Raw genomic sequence first — 17,460 nt, forward strand, 5'->3', positions numbered from 1 at the left:
GGGTTGTCCCTCTCTGTGTGAACGTTAATCTTGGATTAAGCCCGCCTGCACGAGCAAGCGACGAAGCATAGCGGCCGTCTCGGCGCGGGTCACCGCCTCACCTGGATCAAGCCGGCCTCCTGCGCCTTGTATAAGACCTACCTGCACGGCGCTAGCTACATCTTCGCGCGCCCATCCTTGAATCTCGGCGCCATCGGCGAATGCAAGCAAGATGCCGTCCGAATCCACCGTCGCTGCCGTGCCTTGAATGCCGGCAAGCTTCGCCGCGCGCATGACCACCGCGAACGCCTCCTCGCGGGTGATCGTCTCGTCCGGCCGGAATCGACCGTCGCTGCCGCCGAGCAGCAAGCCGTATGCCGCCGCTTGTGCGACGGCGCCTCCGTACCAGGCCCCTACCTTCAGATCCGTGAACGCGGTCGTTCCGCCGTTCGTTTGCGGCAGGCCCAGCGCACGGATCAGCATCGCGGCGAATTCCGCGCGGCTGACGGCCCCGTTCGGGCGGAATTCCCCGCTCGTGTAGCCGTTCACGATCAGCCGGGCCGCCATGTCGGCGATCGCTTCGCCTGCCCAATGCCCGCTTAGATCCGTGAAGTCGAGCGCCGTCGATCGGACGAGCGCGTAGGCGCTGTTCGTCAGACTGCGAACGACTGCGTAATACCGGCCGTCGCGGGCTACGATCTCCGTCGGAACCGGCCGCAGGTTGCCGTCGGGTTCGATTGCGACGGCCGTTACGCCTGCCGGATCGGTGCCTGCCGGCAGCGGCAGCTCTCTTTTTACAAAGGAGTGGAAGCTGTCGACGACCGTCGCTCGGCCTGCATCGTCTACCTTCAATTCGAACGACACTGGCGATCCGATGACGGCATACCCCGAATCCGTTGCCGCCCGGGACAGCTGCAACGCAGTCCCATCTCCTCCTCGGCTCACGGTCAAGCCGATTGTCGCGCCATCGGCCGTCTCTACCGGAAGATCCGCGATCGGAAGCGTATAGCTCCCTTGGGCCGTCACGAGCTCGAGCGATGCGCGCTTCTCCTTCATCGCATTAAGCGCCGCTTTGTCGAACCGCACGGTCAGGCTCAACGCATCGTCCGGCGCAGTGATCGCGATCGAGGTCCCGTCGGCCGCGGCCGACAAGCCGGCGCTTAGCGCCGACGATCGCAGCTGCACGTTAAGATCGCGCACGTTCATGGTCGCCGATCCGATGAGGGATTGCTCGGTCCCGCCGATCGTCAGTTTGAACGGAGGCGGGGTCGGCGCAGGCGTCGCTGTGGGCACTGGCGTCGTTGTCGGCACTGGTGTGGGCGTTGCCGGATCCTGCGCTTTTTCTCTTCGGATATGCAGCGTGTAAGTCAACGCCCTGCCGTCTTCGGCGACGACGGCAATCAGCAGGGAGGCTGCCGATGCGTCAAGCGAAACGGGCCGGGATTCGGCGCCGAGCACGACTGGGCCGCCGATCCTCAGGTTTTTCGCGTCGTAGACGCTGGCCGTCACGGATTGACGTTCGTTCGCTGCTGCCGCCTTGACGTCGACTGAAGCGACTTCTTCCGATACGGTAATCGTATACTCCGGCGTCTCCGCTTCAAAGGCAGCGCTCCATACGCCCGTCGATAGCTGGAGCGATGTTAGCTTTGGCGCGGCCACCGGATCGGGATCGGGATCCGGTCCCGGCCCTTCTCCCGTATCGATCTCCCACTGCGCGTACAGCGTCACGTCTGCGGCGCTCATCGCGAGCGAATCCCCCCGCCGCGTACGGCGTACCGTCTCCATACGGCTCCGTATTCCAACCGTCAAAGGCATAGCCGCCCTTGACGAAGCCGCCGGCATTGCTCAAGACGGTCGCCACAGCGCCAGGCTCGTATTCTTCGTTGTCGACCGGACCCGTGCCGCCCGTTTCTCCATTGCCGTCATACAACACCTTATACGTCGGATTTTTCGTCCATTGCGCATAAAGCACGAGGTCCTCCTGCCCAATCGTAGCCAGGTCGCCTTCCGCATAGGACGTGCCGGTACCGTCGGCCGCCGTATTCCAATCCGCGAACGCGTATCCGGTTCTGACCAGCCCGCCGGAATTGCCCAGGATCTCGGCCTGCTCGTCCGCATAGTAATAGTATTCGTCCACCGGCACCTTGCCGGAGGTGTGGCCGTTCCCTCGATAGATGACGCTGTAGGTCGGGATCGCGACCGTGACCACCTGCTGCATCGTATATGCCGTTTTATTGCCGGCCTTGTCCTTGACGATGACGTTAAAATAGTAAGGCATGCCGTCAATTAAATTCGTCAGCTGAACGCTGTCGAGATCCGCCGTATAGGTATTGACGGCGATGCCCTTGGATTCCATGTCCGCAACCGACTGAATATTGTTTTTAAAGGAACGATAGACGCGATACTGCAAACCGGACTGCTCGGTCATATCGTCGGTCGCCTTCGTCCACGTCAGCGCAGCGCTGTCCGTCGTGACTCCCGATGCCGCGATCGTACCATTAGCTACGTCCGGCGTTATGCCATCGAGCCACGCCTTGCTTTGAACCGGAGAGACGGACTCGTTAAAGTTGCCGGTACCGAGCTGCCCGTAACCGGCGTAGCCCCAGCCCCAGACCGAACCGTCGTTGCGAAGCGCAGCCGAGTGAAACGAACCGGCCGCGACCTGCACGATACCGGTAAGGCCAGCCAGCTGCACGGGCACATTTTTGAGCGCATATGTCCCGTCGCCGACTTGGCCGTGCGTATTCAGCCCCCAAGTCCATACGGTCCCGTCCCCCCTTTAACGCGACGCTATGCCAGCCGCCGGCGGACACCGCCTTGACGTCGCCCAGCCCCTGCACTTGGACCGGCACGATTCGTTTGCTCGTCGTCCCGTCGCCGAGCGCGCCCCAGCTGTTGTCGCCCCATGCCCACACGGTACCGTTTTCTTTGATGGCCAGATTATGATAATTGCCGGCGGAGATCGCGATCACATGATCCAGGCCCGTTACCTGCACCGGCGTCTTCTGCGCTGCCGATTCGGTTCCGTTGCCCATCTCGCCCGCCGAATTAAGCCCCCAAGCCCATACCGTTCCGTCGGCCTTCAAGGCGAGGCTATGATAGCCGCCGGCGGATACCGCGACGATATCCGTCATACCGGGAACGGCGGACGGTACCGAACGACTTGTCAGCGTGCCGTCGCCAAGCTCGCCGTTGTCGTTTTTGCCCCAAGCCCATACCGTTCCGTCCTTCTTCAAAGCCAGCGTATGATAACCGATGCCGCCGGATAGCGACGACACGTCGTCGATCGCGATCTGAACGGGCAGCAGCCTGTCCGTCGTCGTGCCGTCTCCCAGCTGTCCGTTATTGTTCGAACCCCAAGCCCATACGGTTCCGTCCTGCTTAACCGCGAACGACTGCCGCACGCCCGCCGCGATCGAAGCGACGCCGGTCATGCCGGAGGCGGCGACCGGCGCGGCGCGATTCGTCTGCGTGCCGTCCGCGAGGCCGCCGAATTCGTTGCCGCCCCAGCCCCACATCGTACCGTCCGTCGACAGGCCGACGTTGTGGTAATAACCCGCGACCAACTGCGGCTCTATCGCCGGCGCAGCTGCATGGGCGGCCTCTCCGATTCCGTATATGGGAATAAGGCCGAACAGCAGCGCCAGACACATCAGCATACTCGTCTTGCGTTTCAATTGAATTCCTCCCCGCTTGCCGGCGCGCAGTCCGGCTTCTGCCGCTATTGTAAGGGGCCGGGGAAGGCGAAGACGATTATCGAAAGTTAATCCGTTGAAAGAAATGCGTCGTTAATGATTGCTGCCGCTAACGCAAACAGCCCGCCCGCCTGACGGCGAACGGACTGCTTAGCGTCCTTAATTAAGGATTGACGTTGATCGTAAAGGTCGAGGTCGTATTCTTGATCGGCGTCACGACATTGTTGAACTTCAGATTGTTAAACGTAACGGAGCCGACCGCCGGACCTTGGCCCGGCTCGGGCAGTTCATTGGCCCAGATGCCGACGCCGCTCTTCGCGTCGAACGCGTCGCCGCTCTTTTGCGCGCCCGAGATCGTGATGTTGGTGAAGATCGTGTCGGTAACCGGATTTTCCGGTTGCGAGCCGTTGTACTTCGTCTGGAACATGATGCCGTGGTACGTCGGATCGACGATATCCACGTCGCTCACGCGAATGCCCTGGAACACTTTGGACGCGGAGAACACCCAGATGGCCGGGAACGTCTGCTGCCCCCAGAAGTGACCGCCCGCGCGCACGATCGAGATGTTTTGCAGGTTCGTGGTCGGACTTGCGCCGAAGCCGTTCATCGGATAGCCGAAGTCGAGCGAGCTGATCGTGATGCCCGAGTAGCAGAGCGTATCCGCGATATAAATGTTGCGGAACGTGTTGGCGTAGCCGCCATATACCGCGAGGCCGGCCGCGCGCCAGGTGAGGATGGACGTCAGGTTTTCGAAAATGTTGTCCTTCTCGTCGGCTCCGCCCGCATCGATCGCCGAGAACAGCGCGAAGCTGTCGTCGCCGGTCGCGCGCGCCTCGTTGTTGGAGATCAGGTTGTTCGTGCTGCCGTTGGTCATGTTAATGCCGTCGGCGAACGTGTTGCGGATGCGCGAATTTTTGATCGTCACGTAGTCCGTGTTCGCGCCCCAGTACATGCACACCATGTGCTCGGTCCAGATGTTGTCGATCGTCATGTTGGCGACGTTGGAAAAGTCGAACACCTTGCCCGGTCCGTCGATCCGGGACGTGTAGTTGCCGAAGTAGGCGAAGTTGGCAAAGGTGGAGCCGTTCGCCGTGGACGTCGCCGAGAAGCCGATGTCGGTGTTGGTTTGGTTCGAAGGCGCGACGAAGCGCGTATACCACGGACCTGCGCCGATGACCTTGATCGCCTTGCCGTATACCTGAAACTTGTTCGACGTCGTGTACGTGCCCGCCGGCAGGTAGACGCCCACGTAGTTGCCGGTCGTATCCATCCGCACCTTGTCGAGCGCGTTTTGCACGTCCTGGTGCGTGAAGCCCGTCGGCACGACGTACTTGGCGGGGTCGGGATTCGCGATCGGCGTCGCCTGCTCGAGGCTAATGAAGTCGATGGCGTAGCTCGTCGTGTTGGCCGCGTCCTTCTGCAGGCGGATCGTGCTGCCCGCCGGAATCGTCGTGTCGAACATGAGATTCGCTTCGTCATAAATGTGGCGCGGCGAGCCGGAGCCCGGGCTGTTGCCCGGCGCGGTCTCGGAGCCGTACAGCCAGGCATACCTGGACGTCAGGTCGATGGCCTTGGCGAACGTGCCGTTGACGTAGACGTTCAGCGTCGCGTCGATGCCGTCGCCGCCCGGCGCGTCCGGGATCGAGAAGCGGGCGACCAGCGTATTGGCGCTCGCCTTGGTCGTGAACTGCACGTAGCTGCCGGTCGAGTTAAGCGTGACCGCCTTGCGGCCGGAAGCCTCGCCGGCGAGGTCGCCGATGTTGCGGTTCGGTCCGACGACGGCTGCGCCGCCGCCGATCGTGCCGTCCTCGGCCTCGTACATGTCGAACGGCATGTTCGCGCCGCGACCGACGAACAACGGCTGCGTGGAGACGTTGTTCGCTTGCTTGACGGACAATTCGTTGCCGTCGGCCGCGATCTGGACCTTGACGTTGTACTTGCCGTTAGCCGCGGTCCAGCTGCCAAGGGCGATCGACGGGCTGGACGCGCCGGCGGCGAGCGTGCCGGTATAGCTGGCGGTCAGCGTCTTCACGACCGCATTGGTCGTGGCATCCGTCAGCGTCAGCGTGACGGCGTGCGCGCCGGCGGCCGAAGCGATCGTGCCTTGATTTTTCAGAATGACGGAAAAATTCGTCGTATTGCCCGCTGCCGGATTGCTCGGGCTCCAGCTCACCGACGTGGCGACCAGGTCCGAGCTCTGAACCGGGCTGACCGACAGGTTGGAAGCGCTGGTGTAGCTGTTGTTGTTCTCGTTTTGCTCGATGACGGCGTTATCTTCGTCGACTTTGGCGGAGACGGCGTAGCTGCCTGCGTCCTTAGCGCCGATGTTGACGCTGACATTGGCTTGAGCGCCTGCCGCGAGCGCGCCGACGTTCGCGGTCCCTACCTTGGTCGTGCCAAGGTAGAAATTGACGGTCGTCGCCGCGGAAGCCAGCGTGCCGGCGTTTTTGACGGTCGCCGTCAGGGTGACGCTGTCCGTCTCGACCGGCGCGGACGGCGTCCAGGACAAGCCCGTCACGGTCAGATCCGGATTCGGCGCGGGTACGCCGATGACCTGGAACTCGGCCACCTGCCCGCCCGTCGCACCCGTATTCGCCGTGAACTTCAGCTGCACGTCGCTGGCCGTAGCGCTGACAGGGATCGTGACCGTATTGCCGGTCGCCGGGTTAAACGTATACTGCGCGGACGAGACCAGGTTGTTGAATGCAGTCGCGTTCTGATCGCGGCCCAGCACCTGGATCGTCTGCGTGCGCGTCGCCCAGGCATTGTCCGGATTCAGCTTCAGCACGATCTGGGAGATGCTGGCGTTCGCGCCGAGCGAGACGGTCAGCGTGGCGGGGTAGCTGTTCGTATTGCTCTCCCAGTAGGTAGCCGTATTCCCATCGTTGGCGTTCGTAGCCACATAAGTCCAGTTGACGGACGAAGCTGTGATCGGCTTGCCCTGCGCCAAGTTGGAGCCGGTCGGCGGAGGCGTAGCCGTTGGCGTTGCGGTCGGCGTAGCTGTAGGCGTTGCCGTCGGCGTCGCCGTTGGCGTTGCCGTCGGCGTCGCCGTTGGCGTGGCCGTTGGCGTGGCTGTCGGGGTTGCGGTTGGCGTCGCCGTCGGGGTTGCGGTTGGCGTCGCCGTCGGGGTCGGCGTGGCGGACACCGCGGTGAGCGCAATTTGGTCCAGGTTGACGTTGCCGGAGTCGGTTGTATCGTATTTATAGGCGATCGTATTGCTGCCCGCGTTCAGCGCAAACGTCTCGGACTGGGTTCCCCACGTGTCCCAGTTGGCGAGATTCGCGAGCGTCGTCTGCTTCACCTTCGCGCCGTTCACGTAGACGCTCAGCGTTCTGGCTGCGCCGTTCGCGTTGCCGTACTTCAGCGCGACCGCGTAGTTGCCCGCTGCCGCCGCATTGACGGTAAACTGCGTCTGCGCGCCCTGCGTCCAATAGCCGTCCACGAATCCCGTCCCCGCATATCCGGTATGGTCCGAGTTCACCTTGGCCCCGCCGGACAGCGCCGCGGCCTCGGCTTCGTATACGTTGTTGGCCGGCGGAGAGACGGCGCCGTACACTTCCAGCTCGGAAACCTGGCCGGCGGGCCAGCCGCTGTTGGCCGTGAAGTTGACCTTGACGTAACGCGCGCTGGTCGCTGAGAAGCTGATCGTCACCGCGTTGCCGGTCGCCGGGTTAAATGAATAAGACGCGGAGGCCGCCATCGTGCTGTACGTCGAATCGTTAAGGCTGCCCTGCACGGACAACGTCTGGGAGCGCGTTCCCCATCCGGACGGCAGCTTCAGCACGACCTGATTGACCGACGAAGCCGCGCCCAGGTCGACCCGGATCCACTGCGGCCATGCGTTGTTCGCGCTCTCCCAGTAGGTGCCGGCGTTGCCGTCTACGGCATTGCCCGCTTGATACACGTCCGCGTACGAGCTTGCGGTCACCGGCTTGTTCGCCGCCAGATTCGGACCGTCCGCATAAGTCTTGGACGCCGGCAGTACGGCCAGGTTGGCGAGCAGTCCGGCCATCAGCGCAAGCGCCAGCAAAGAAGCCGTCCACGGCTTCCGTTTTCCCGTCTGCAATTTCATGAACATGATCTGCCTCCTTTTAAAATGGATAACGCGACTTTCCGGTCCCTTCCGTCTTCAGCGGCTGATCAGCGACCCAGGCACAGTTTGCGGCGTTGCGAACCTCCTCCTCCCGGATAATGATGATGCTTTCTTTTAAATTATAAGCGCTTACAAACTGGCCGACGATGTACATTCCTATGGGATGTGTGTGCGGAATTACGATACAAAAAAAACCTCGCCCGCGAACCGCGGACGAGACGATCGTAAAGCGCAAGATGAACGTTAACGCCGCAAGTGGTAAGGCACGGTCGCGATGATGACGTCCTTCTGATTGTAGAGGTACGCGCGGAGCAGCAGGCTAGACTGGTTGTGCAAGATATGCTGCCACCAGTGCTTGGCGATGAACTGCGGAATGAGGACGGTGATATGGTCGGTCTCGGCGGTTTTCCACTCGATCGTATCGATGAACTTCATGATCGGCCGGATGATGCTGCGGTAGCTGGACCTCAGCGTGATGAGCCGGACGCCGGGATCCCAGTCGGCCCATCTTTTTTCCATGCGCTCGATCTCCTCGTCATCGAAGCCGACATAGACGGCGACCACGTTGTCGGTAAGCGACTTGGCGTAGCTGAGCGAGTTCATGACGACGCGGGTGACGCCCGCCACCGGCACCACGATCGTGCTGCCCTTGATGCACGGCTTTTCCTTGGTCGGATCGATGCGGAGCTCGTCGGCCGTATTCCGGTAGTGGCGCGCGATGGCGAAGAAGGTCCACATGACGATCGGCAGGAAAACGAAGACCATCCATACATGCGTAAACTTGGTGAAAATGAAGATGAGCGTGATGCTCAGCGTCGTGAGCATGCCGATCGTGTTGACGATCAGGCGCGTCACCCAGCCCTGCGGGCGAAGCCGGATCCAACGCACCATCATGCCGAGCTGCGACAGCGTGAACGGGATAAAGACGCCGACCGCGTACAGCGGAATCAGGTTTTCCGTATTGCCGTGGAAGAGAATGACGAGCAGCGCGGAAAATACGCCGAGAAAAATGATGCCGTTGGAGTAACCGAGCCGGTCGCCGCGAACCATGAAGGCGTGCGGCATGTATTTGTCCTTGGCCAGCATAAAGGCCAGCAGCGGAAACGCGGAGTATGCCGTATTCGCCGCCAGAACCAGGATGAGCGCGGTCAGCGCCTGGATGACGTAATAGATCGTACCGCGCCCGAAGGTCGATTCGGCGATCTGCGAGACGACCGTCTGCTTTTCGTCCGGCGCCACGCCGTACCAGTAAGCGAGCAGGCTGATGCCGATAAACATCGCGCCCAGAATCGTCCCCATCATGATCAGCGTGGCGGCCGCGTTGCGCTCGGCGGGCTTTTTGAAATTCAGGAATCGCGTTGGACACCGCTTCGACGCCGGTAAGCGCCGAGCAGCCGGAGCTGAACGCCTTAAGCAGCAGGAAAAGGCTCACGTTGGACACGGCGGCGCCGAACTCCGGGGTATGGGCGGCGGCGCCGCCCGTCGCGTACTTGACGATGCCCGCGGCGATGAGCACGAAGATCGCGACGACGAACAGGTAGATTGGCGTGGCGAGCATGGAAGCCGACTCGGTCACGCCCCGGAGGTTCATGACGGTCAGGATCAGGATGATGACGAGCGCGATCAAGACCCGATGCTCATGCAGCGACGGGAATGCCGACGTGATCGCGTCCGTTCCCGCGGACGAGCTGACCGCGACCGTCAATATATAATCGACCAGCAGGGAGCCGCCAGCCAGGAGTCCCGTCGAGACGCCGAGATTGTCCTTGGCCACGATATAGGCGCCGCCGCCTGCCGGATAGGCATAAATGGTCTGGCGATAAGACAGGATGAGGATGAATAAAAGTCCGAGTACCGCCAGCGAGATCGGCACCGAGTACCAGACGGCCGCGAATCCCGCCGCCATGAGCACGAGCAGGATCTGCTCCGTGCCGTACGCTACCGATGACAGGGCGTCCGACGACAGTACGGCGAGCGCCTTGAATTTCCCCAGCTTCGCGCCCTCGATCTCCGCGCTCTTCATGGGCCGGCCGATCAGTAACCGTTTTACTTTGCTAACCATGGGGTTATCTCCTTTGCTGTTCCGGCGCCGCTCCGGCGCATAAAAAAAATGCCGCGGGAAAGGATCTCCCGCAGCTTATTCGTAGGCGAATAGCGGCGCAGGTTCCTCTTCCGGACGCTTGCGAGGTTAGCTGTCGGATTCGGGCTCGGCAAGCAGCCCTACGCCTGGCATAGCCAAGCGATTCACCCCTGGGCGCGCATGCGCGGCACCCGGTTGGTTCCCCCGTTCCCGCTCCCGCGGGATTCAGCGATTAGGATGTTGAATCACGAAATGAATCATACGTCACGTTTCATCTCCATGTAAACTGCCGCCGAAGGAGATGAAACAGCGCCGCAGCCGGTTAGCGCATCAAGAGAGCGGTTACAAGCAAGCGGCTCTTGTATTATCGCGTCCTCGCACGTCCGCGCGCGATTTATTGATAAATCGCGTTAAGAAATGAACGCAAGAGTGAAGTTTGCGCCAGATCAAACGCAAAGCCTTCGGGCTTTGCGTTCTTGTGCCCGCCGCTTATAAAATAAATGTTGAAACGCAGTTAATTTCCTAGATCACGACGTCCTTGGGCAATTAAGTGTTGAGACGCAATTAATTATTCGCGTTCGAACGTTTTGACCCGGTTTGAACCAAATAAATGCGTTTGAACACTTATTTCCTCAGTAGCCTCGGGTAGCGCGCCGATTAACTGCTTTTGAACACTTACCGCTCCTCCTCCCGGCTCAACCGTCTCAAGTTCAGTTCCATTTGCGCTTGCTCTCCCTCCAAAGCAGCCCCCTGCTTAAAAATAAGCGCTTCTGCAGGTAAAACTTATACTTTTTGAGCCGTCAAAAAAAGGACGAAGCGGTTGTCCGCTTCGCCCTTATACTTTTTCCAACCGGCATGCCATAATACGCTCTCAGGAATTAGCCCAGTACCACCCGGTCGTCCGCCAGCTTGTGGCCGCTGATGCGTTCGAACTCGCCGAGCAGCTTTTGCACGGTCAGGTCCTGCTTGCGTTCAGGCGGGATGTCGAGGATGATGCGTCCCTTGTCCATCATGATGAGGCGGTTGCCGAGACGGATCGCCTGCTCCATGTTGTGCGTGACCATCAGCGTCGTGAGCTTCATGCTGCGGACGATCTCCTCGGTAAGACGAGTGATCAGCTCTGCGCGGGCCGGGTCAAGCGCGGCCGTATGCTCGTCGAGCAGCAGGATGCCCGGCCGCGTGAACGTGGACATCAACAGGCTGAGCGCTTGCCGCTCGCCGCCGGACAGCAGTCCGACCTTGGCGCGCAGTCTTGCGTCCAGACCGATGCCAAGACGCTTCAGCTCCTCCTTGAAAAGGGCGCGCTTGCGTCCCGTCACCGCCCAGCCGAAGCCCCGCGGCTTGCCGCGCGCATAGGCCATCGACAGATTTTCCTCGATCGTCATGTTGGGCGCCGTGCCCGCCATCGGATCCTGGAACACCCGTCCGACCCATCTGCTGCGCTCGGACTCGGACTTCGACGCGACGGATTGCCCGTCGATCCGGACGTCGCCGATATCGGGCTGCATGACGCCCGAGATGATGTTCATCAGCGTCGACTTGCCTGCTCCGTTGCTGCCGATGACCGTGACGAAGTCGCCCTCGTTCAGCTTCAGGTTGATGTCCATGAGCGCGATTTTCTCGTCCGCCGTCCCGGGGTTGAACAGCTTGGATACTTGGTAGATCTCCAGCATCAGATCGCCCCCTTGCCGCGCATGCCGGCCGCCAGCTCGGCCGTGCGGCGCTTCGCTTGCTGCTTCTGTTTGGCCGATCGGCTCATCGTCGGGATGACGAGCGCCAGGATGACGATGACGGCGGTGATCAGCTTAAGGTCCGTCGCCTTCAGATGCAAAAATTCGGCGCGCAAGGCAAGCGCGAAGACGATCCGGTAGGCTAAGGAGCCGACCACGACGGCAAGCGTCGCCCAGAAGACGCGCTTCGGCCCGAGCATCGCTTCCCCGATGATGACGGAGGCGAGCCCGATGACGATCATGCCGATGCCCATGGAGATGTCGGCGGAGCCGCCGTCTTGGGCAATCAGCGCGCCCGACAGCGCGACGAGGCCGTTCGACAGGCTGACGCCGAGGATCGTCGTCAGGTCCGTGTTGGAGCCGAAGCTGCGGATCATGCGCTTGTTGTCGCCCGTCGCGCGAAGCGCGAGCCCGAGGTCCGTATGCAAGAACGCGTCGAGCAGCAGTTTGACGACGATCGCGACCGCGAACAGGACGACGATGTACGCGAGGCGGAAATCGTGCCACTCATGCGAAGCGACGCCGGAGAACAGCGTGTCCGTATTAAGCAGCGAGATGTTCGGCTTGCCCATGATCCGTATGTTGATCGAGTAAAGCGCGATCATCATGATAATGCCCGCGAGCAGGCCGTTGACCTTGCCCTTGGTATGCAGCAGGCCGGTGCAGATGCCCGCCGCCAGACCGCCGCCGAAGGCCGCCAGCGTCGCGAGCCAAGGGGCCTGGCCGTGCGAGATCATCACCGCGGCGATGCCGGCTCCCGTCGTGAAGCTGGCGTCTACGGTCAGGTCGGGGAAATCCAAGATGCGATACGTGATGTATACCCCGAGCGCCATCAAGGCATACATGAAGCCAAGCTCGACTGCGCCGGTCAGGGAATGGATCAATGACGACACCTACTCCTATTGAATAATGTTGTTGGTCGGGTCCTGCACCTTGCTCTTCATATCGTCCGTCACCGTAATGTTCTGCGCGGCGGCGGCCTTGAGGTTCAGGATCAGGTCGAGCTTCTCCTGCATGCCGACCTTCATGTCGCCGATGTTGGCGCCGTTCTTCAGCACTTCGACCGCCATCTGGCCGGCTTGGTAGCCATGGTCGTAGTACTTAAAGCCATAGGTGGCAAAAGCGCCCTTCTCGACCGTATCGCGGTCGCTGGAGAAGAACGGCAGGTGATTGTCGTTGGCGACCTTGATGATCGCGTCGACGCTGCTGACGACCGTGTTGTCCAGCGTGATGAACAGCGCGTCCGCGCGGCCTACGAGCGACTCGGCTGCCTGCTTCACCTCGGACGTGTTCGTGACAGGCGCCTTAACCAGCTCGATGTTGTGCTTCTTGAGCTGCTCTTCGGCGTTCTTCGCCATGACGACGGCGTTCGATTCGCCTTCGTTGATGACGAGGCCGACCTTCTTCACGTTCGGAAAATCGGATGCGATGAAATCCATCAGCTGCTGCACCGCGACCGGGTTCGTGTCGGAAATACCGGAGATGTTGGCGCCCGGCTTGTCCAGATTCGTTACCAGCTTGGCGTCGAGCGGATCGGTGACGGCCGCGAACAGAATCGGCGTATTCTTTACGTACTGCGCCAATGCGACCGCGGAAGGCGTCGCGATGCCGAAGACGAGATCGTACTTCTCCGACGCGATTTTCTGGCCGATCGACAAGTTCGTGTTCTGGTCGCCCTGCGCGTTGTTCAGCGAGATCTTGAGGTTCTTGCCTTCTTCGAGGCCGGCATCCTTCAGCGCGGCGATGAAGCCTTCGCGCGTCGCGTCCAGCGACGGGTGCTCGACGATCTGCGAGATCGCGATCGAGTAGGTCTTGTCGTCCGCAGGCGCTGACGCGCTTGCGCTTGCGGAAGCGCCCGCCGACGGCGATGCCGACGGGCTGGCCGCTCCGTTTTCGTTGTTGCCGTTGCCCTTCGCGCCGCAGCCCGCCGTCGCCAGCATGGCGAGCGAGAGGAGCGCCGATGCCCAAATTCTTTTCTTCATCTCTTCTTGGCCCCTTGTCCTATGAGTTTAAACTACAGTTTAAATGTGAAAGCGTTCATTCGTCAATGAAAGCGTATAACAAACAAATAAGCGGCGCGAGCCGAAAACGCCCGCACCGCCCGCTTATTCGCCGCGACTTCGCCTTCGCATCGACTCTTCGTACACGGGGCTGCGAAACCGGAGGATCGGATCGTCCGAAGGCTCGATGCCCTCGCCCGTGATAGTCGGATCCATCAGCAGCCCGTCCGGCTCCTCGATGACGTCCGTGACGTCCAGGATGCCGGCCTCGATCCGTTCCCGGTCGTCGGGCCACGGCAGGGTGGGATCGTCCGTGGGATCCTCCTCCCGCCCCAGTACGATATTTAAGCGAAAGCGAAGCGGCGCTTTCTTAATACGTTCTGCCGCATCGCGCTCCAGATAGTCTTCCGGCAGCGACTTCAGCTCCCCGATCGACAGCGTCTCGACGCCGAGCTCCGGCATCCACTCGAACTTCGCCGGCCTGCGATTCCCCTTCTCGTCGACGAGCATGAACGCATGAATCGCATAGTAGCGGCATGTGCCATAGCTCGCCGGAGGACGCAGTTTGCCGACATGCGCCATCGCATGACGCGCCTCCGGAAAGTGCGCGGCCAGCTCCGCCGCGGCGGCAATCGCTTCGATGCCGCCGCCCTTCAAACGATTCGCTTCCTTTATAAGGTCGAGGAACGACGCCGGCGACTTGGCGAAGAAAACCGGGACCGTCACCGCCGTCAGCACCGAGACATCGCCGCCCGCCGGCATGAATCGCACGGCCAGCCCTTTGCCCGGCGACAGGACATCGGCCAGCGAAGGGTCGGACGAGCTGCCCGAGAAGCGGACGATCGCCTCGATCTCCGCGGTCTTATCGCGCAAATGCGCCGCGATCGTAAGCCCTGCCGCAAATCCGCTCGGCCTGAAGACCGCGCGGCAGCAAAGGCCTTTCGCATGCACGCGCCTTTTTCCCGGATGTACGCCGGACAGCCCCTCGAGCGCGTCTACCGTCCGATTATGCAGCTGCATCGGGTCTTCTAGGTGCGTATCGGCTGCCATGGACTGATTGGCAAACGGTTTTTCCATCGCATGGTCACCTCCGAATTCGGTTGCAGGCCGCGCTGACCGCGCCAACCGTTATATTTACCCGCTTCCGCCTTTATTAACCGAACCGCTGCATGAGAATGGCCCATAGTGGGTATTAGATACTGAACGGCCCTATTCAAGCATCCGCTTCGACGTTAAACCAAATTCGATCCATTCAGGAGGGATTCGTCATGGCACAGGAACGCGGCACCCAGGAACGCAGAATCGTCGGCGTATTCGATACCGAGCAAGGCGCGGTAAAAGCGATCGAGGACCTGAAGCGTCAAGGCTATACCTCGGACGACATCTCGGTCATCAGCAAAAACCGGGACGACCTGGACTATGTCACGGAAGAGACCGGCACCGAAGCGCCCGAAGGCGCCGCGGCCGGCGCGGCGACGGGCGGCGTGGTCGGCGGCCTGACCGGCCTGCTGGCCGGCTTGGGACTGCTCGTCGTGCCGGGCATCGGACCGATCCTCGCGGCGGGGCCGATCGCGGCGACGCTCACAGGCCTGGCTGTCGGCGCCGGCACGGGCGGCATCGTCGGCGGTCTCATCGGCCTCGGCATTCCGGAGGATGAAGCGAAGCGCTACGACGAGGATCTGAATTCTGGCCGGATCTTGGTGCTCGTGGACACGGATCCCGACCGCCGCGCGCATATCTACGACACGTTCCGGACGAACAATACGCTGAACTCGGATACGTATATCGTCTGATCTTTCACGCACATAAAAATCCCTCTTCCCAACGGGAGGAGGGATTTTTCGTGCCAGTGTCCTGTCGCTTAGTTAGCCGGTTTTTCCGGCTATCTCGGCCTCGTACAAACTAGCTTTGGGCCCGTTAGCCGGTTTTTCCGGCTATCTCGGCCTCGAACATACTAGCTTCGGCCCCGTTAGCCGGTTTTTCCGGCTATCTCAGCCTCTGCACACTAGCTTCGGCCCCGTTAGCCGGTTTTTCCGGCTATCTCAGCCTCTGCACACTAGCTTCGGCCCCGTTAGCCGGTTTTTCCGGCTATCTCGGCCTCGAACACACTAGCTTTGGAACCGTTAGCCGGTTTTCCGGCTATCTCGGCCTCGAACACACTAGCTTCGGCCCCGTTAGCCGGTTTTTCCGGCTATCTCGGCCTCGAACATACTAGCTTCGGCCCCGTTAGCCGGTTTTTCCGGCTATCTCGGCCTCGTACACACTAGCTTCGGCCCCGTTAGCCGGTTTTTCCGGCTATCTCGGCCTCGTACACACTAGCTTCGGCCCCGTTAGCCTGTTTTTCCGGCTATCTCGGCCTCGAACTCACTAGCTTCGGCCCCGTTAGCCGGTTTTTCCGGCTATCTCAGCCTCTGCACACTAACTTCGGCCCCGTTAGCCGGTTTTTCCGGCTATCTCGCTCAACGATAGTACCCCCTAGGCGCTTATCGGCGCACCCGTGAGCGTCACGGAGGCGGCGTTAGCGCCCATTTGCGCTTATCGGCACAGCCCAAGGCTCTCCGAACCTCTTCCCCCGCCGCCCCCCGAAACGACAAATACCCCGCACAATCCTGCTAGGATCATGCGGGGCTGTCCAGTCGGCATTATTCATGAATGAGCCGTTACTGGAATGGCTCAGCGCGACTCGACGCCGTTGCTGCTGTAAGAATCCGAGTAGCGGCTCGCGTCTCCCTCGGCCCACACGTCGGTGAGCGACGGGTCGGCCTGGAATTGCTGCAGCGCGTAAGAGCAGGAAGGGATGATCTTGCGCCCCTTCTCCCTCGCTTCTTCGACGACGAAGTCCAGCAGCTGCCGCGCCAGGCCGCGCCCGCGGTAATCGCCGTCCACCGACGTATGATCGATGATCCAGGTGTCCGCGTCCGCCATCGTATAGGTGATCTGGCCGATCCTGCCCTTGACGCCGCGCAGGATGTAGCCGTTGCCTTCCCGCTCCGCGACGATCTCCTCCTCGGGCCGTACCTCGGGCGTTCCGTTATCGTACAATGCGCTCATGTCCGTGCACCTCCATCGTCATTCTCTATTCTCGTACTCTCTATCCCTTACCCCGATCCGCGACATTCGAGCGCCGCGAAGCTAAACTGCTACGGCTTGTGATAATAAGAGACGGGCTTCGCGATCGCCCGGTCGAAGCAGCGCTTGACGGAATGATAGCCGATCGCGAGCTGCCCGCGGGCCGGATCCCAGCGTTTGTACTCTTGCAGGGATGCGACGACCTTGTGCGAATGGTCGCGCGACCGCTCGACGAGCAGCTCCATCCGCTTAGCCTCCCGCTTCGCGTTGCGAAGATTGTACGGCTCGACGTAAAGGCGAAGGTCCGCGATCGCGCCCGTCCGCGCCAGCCGGCGCGCGGCGCGCCCCATGTTGGCGTGATCGGCGTGGTTGCCGCCCAGATCCGTGAACGCCTTGACCCGCGCGTCGGGATACCTCCTCAAATACTCGCGGATCACCTCCTCGCAGCCCTCCACCGTCGTCGACCCGTCCCGCATCTGCCCGTCCGCAAAGTGAATATGCGTCTCGGGGACGCCCAGCGCGAGGCACGACCGGCGGAATTCGTCGTTGCGCAGACGCACCATATCCGCCTCCTCGAGATAGCCGTATCCTTCCGCGGCCGGATCGTAATAGCGCCTGGCGAGTGCGCTCCTCGTCTCGCCGTTAAGCTGCCGCCGCACACCAGAGGAACGCCCGTCCGTATAGAGAATAACGTGGCATTCGTCGCCGACGTCGAGATGATTGCGGATGCCCGCGCCGAACGTCAGCGCCTCGTCGTCCTGATGAGGCACGAAAAACAAATTGATCGCCATGCCGCGTATGCCTCCCTTCTATC

At 61.3% G+C, this 17,460-nt stretch carries 10 protein-coding genes, 3 pseudogenes and 1 riboswitch; of the genes and pseudogenes, 1 reads left to right on the forward strand and 12 read right to left on the reverse strand.

The features are described from left to right. Positions 1-24: 24 nt before the first annotated feature. From OMP38_RS19545 to OMP38_RS19595, 10 genes and pseudogenes are all read right to left on the reverse strand, one after another. Complete coding sequence (locus OMP38_RS19545) at positions 25-1,638, reverse strand: S-layer homology domain-containing protein (RefSeq protein WP_338130591.1); 1,614 nt, start codon at positions 1,636-1,638, stop codon at positions 25-27. Beyond that, positions 1,577-2,647: an InlB B-repeat-containing protein gene (locus OMP38_RS34860; RefSeq protein ID WP_338130549.1), complete on the reverse strand. Its 1,071-nt coding sequence runs from the start codon at positions 2,645-2,647 to the stop codon at positions 1,577-1,579. The genes OMP38_RS19545 and OMP38_RS34860 overlap by 62 nt, the downstream gene beginning before the upstream one ends. Positions 2,648-2,668: 21 nt before the next feature. Further along, positions 2,669-2,728 (reverse strand): annotated as a pseudogene (locus tag OMP38_RS34865) (hypothetical protein); the annotation flags it as partial. Positions 2,729-2,771: 43 nt separating this feature from the next. Continuing rightward, a pseudogene (locus OMP38_RS19565) lies at positions 2,772-3,638 on the reverse strand (RCC1 domain-containing protein); the annotation flags it as partial. A gap of 199 nt (positions 3,639-3,837) precedes the next feature. Continuing rightward, positions 3,838-7,752 carry a galactose-binding domain-containing protein gene (locus OMP38_RS19570; protein ID WP_277566576.1) on the reverse strand — a complete coding sequence of 1,305 codons (3,915 nt, stop codon included), beginning with the start codon at positions 7,750-7,752 and terminating at the stop codon, positions 3,838-3,840. 258 nt (positions 7,753-8,010) lie between these two features. Further along, positions 8,011-9,718, reverse strand: a pseudogene (locus OMP38_RS19575) (APC family permease). A gap of 211 nt (positions 9,719-9,929) precedes the next feature. Further along, a riboswitch (cyclic di-AMP (ydaO/yuaA leader) is annotated at positions 9,930-10,088 on the reverse strand. Between the two features lie 637 nt (positions 10,089-10,725). Then, entirely contained in the window at positions 10,726-11,520 is a 795-nt protein-coding gene (locus OMP38_RS19580; RefSeq protein WP_277566577.1) for an ABC transporter ATP-binding protein, read from the reverse strand. Next, positions 11,520-12,422, reverse strand: coding sequence for an ABC transporter permease (locus tag OMP38_RS19585; protein WP_420869711.1), 903 nt, complete (start codon positions 12,420-12,422; stop codon positions 11,520-11,522). Before OMP38_RS19585 ends, OMP38_RS19580 begins: the two co-directional genes overlap by 1 nt. Before the next feature lie 54 nt (positions 12,423-12,476). Next, the gene (locus OMP38_RS19590) at positions 12,477-13,559 is read right to left on the reverse strand and encodes an ABC transporter substrate-binding protein (RefSeq protein ID WP_277566579.1); all 1,083 of its coding nucleotides are present in this window, start codon (positions 13,557-13,559) and stop codon (positions 12,477-12,479) included. Between the two features lie 123 nt (positions 13,560-13,682). Continuing rightward, positions 13,683-14,654 carry a catalase gene (locus OMP38_RS19595; protein ID WP_277566580.1) on the reverse strand — a complete coding sequence of 324 codons (972 nt, stop codon included), beginning with the start codon at positions 14,652-14,654 and terminating at the stop codon, positions 13,683-13,685. Positions 14,655-14,845: 191 nt separating this feature from the next. Here OMP38_RS19595 and OMP38_RS19600 point away from each other — a divergent pair, with 191 nt between their 5' ends. Then, positions 14,846-15,370 (forward strand): general stress protein, encoded by a 525-nt coding sequence (locus tag OMP38_RS19600; RefSeq protein ID WP_277566581.1) that lies wholly within the window; start codon positions 14,846-14,848, stop codon positions 15,368-15,370. 880 nt (positions 15,371-16,250) lie between these two features. Here the strand turns inward: OMP38_RS19600 and OMP38_RS19605 are convergent. Together OMP38_RS19605 and OMP38_RS19610 are read right to left on the reverse strand one after the other, a co-directional pair. Then, positions 16,251-16,628 (reverse strand): GNAT family N-acetyltransferase, encoded by a 378-nt coding sequence (locus tag OMP38_RS19605; protein WP_277566582.1) that lies wholly within the window; start codon positions 16,626-16,628, stop codon positions 16,251-16,253. Between the two features lie 89 nt (positions 16,629-16,717). Next, positions 16,718-17,437: a PIG-L family deacetylase gene (locus OMP38_RS19610; RefSeq protein WP_277566583.1), complete on the reverse strand. Its 720-nt coding sequence runs from the start codon at positions 17,435-17,437 to the stop codon at positions 16,718-16,720. Positions 17,438-17,460 lie beyond the last annotated feature (23 nt).

Origin of the sequence: Cohnella ginsengisoli, from assembly GCF_029525555.1 — a bacterium.
GTDB classification, from domain to species: domain Bacteria; phylum Bacillota; class Bacilli; order Paenibacillales; family Paenibacillaceae; genus Cohnella; species Cohnella ginsengisoli.

Bases quoted from the DNA above. Each gene is read 5' to 3' on its own strand.
- OMP38_RS19600 (WP_277566581.1), top strand. From the start codon at position 14,846: ATGGCACAGGAACGCGGCACCCAGGAACGCAGAATCGTCGGCGTATTC.
- OMP38_RS19585 (WP_420869711.1), bottom strand. From the start codon at position 12,422: ATGTATGCCTTGATGGCGCTCGGGGTATACATCACGTATCGCATCTTG.
- OMP38_RS19610 (WP_277566583.1), bottom strand. From the start codon at position 17,437: ATGGCGATCAATTTGTTTTTCGTGCCTCATCAGGACGACGAGGCGCTG.
- OMP38_RS19570 (WP_277566576.1), bottom strand. From the start codon at position 7,752: ATGTTCATGAAATTGCAGACGGGAAAACGGAAGCCGTGGACGGCTTCT.
- OMP38_RS19590 (WP_277566579.1), bottom strand. From the start codon at position 13,559: ATGAAGAAAAGAATTTGGGCATCGGCGCTCCTCTCGCTCGCCATGCTG.
- OMP38_RS19605 (WP_277566582.1), bottom strand. From the start codon at position 16,628: ATGAGCGCATTGTACGATAACGGAACGCCCGAGGTACGGCCCGAGGAG.
- OMP38_RS19595 (WP_277566580.1), bottom strand. From the start codon at position 14,654: ATGGAAAAACCGTTTGCCAATCAGTCCATGGCAGCCGATACGCACCTA.
- OMP38_RS19580 (WP_277566577.1), bottom strand. From the start codon at position 11,520: ATGCTGGAGATCTACCAAGTATCCAAGCTGTTCAACCCCGGGACGGCG.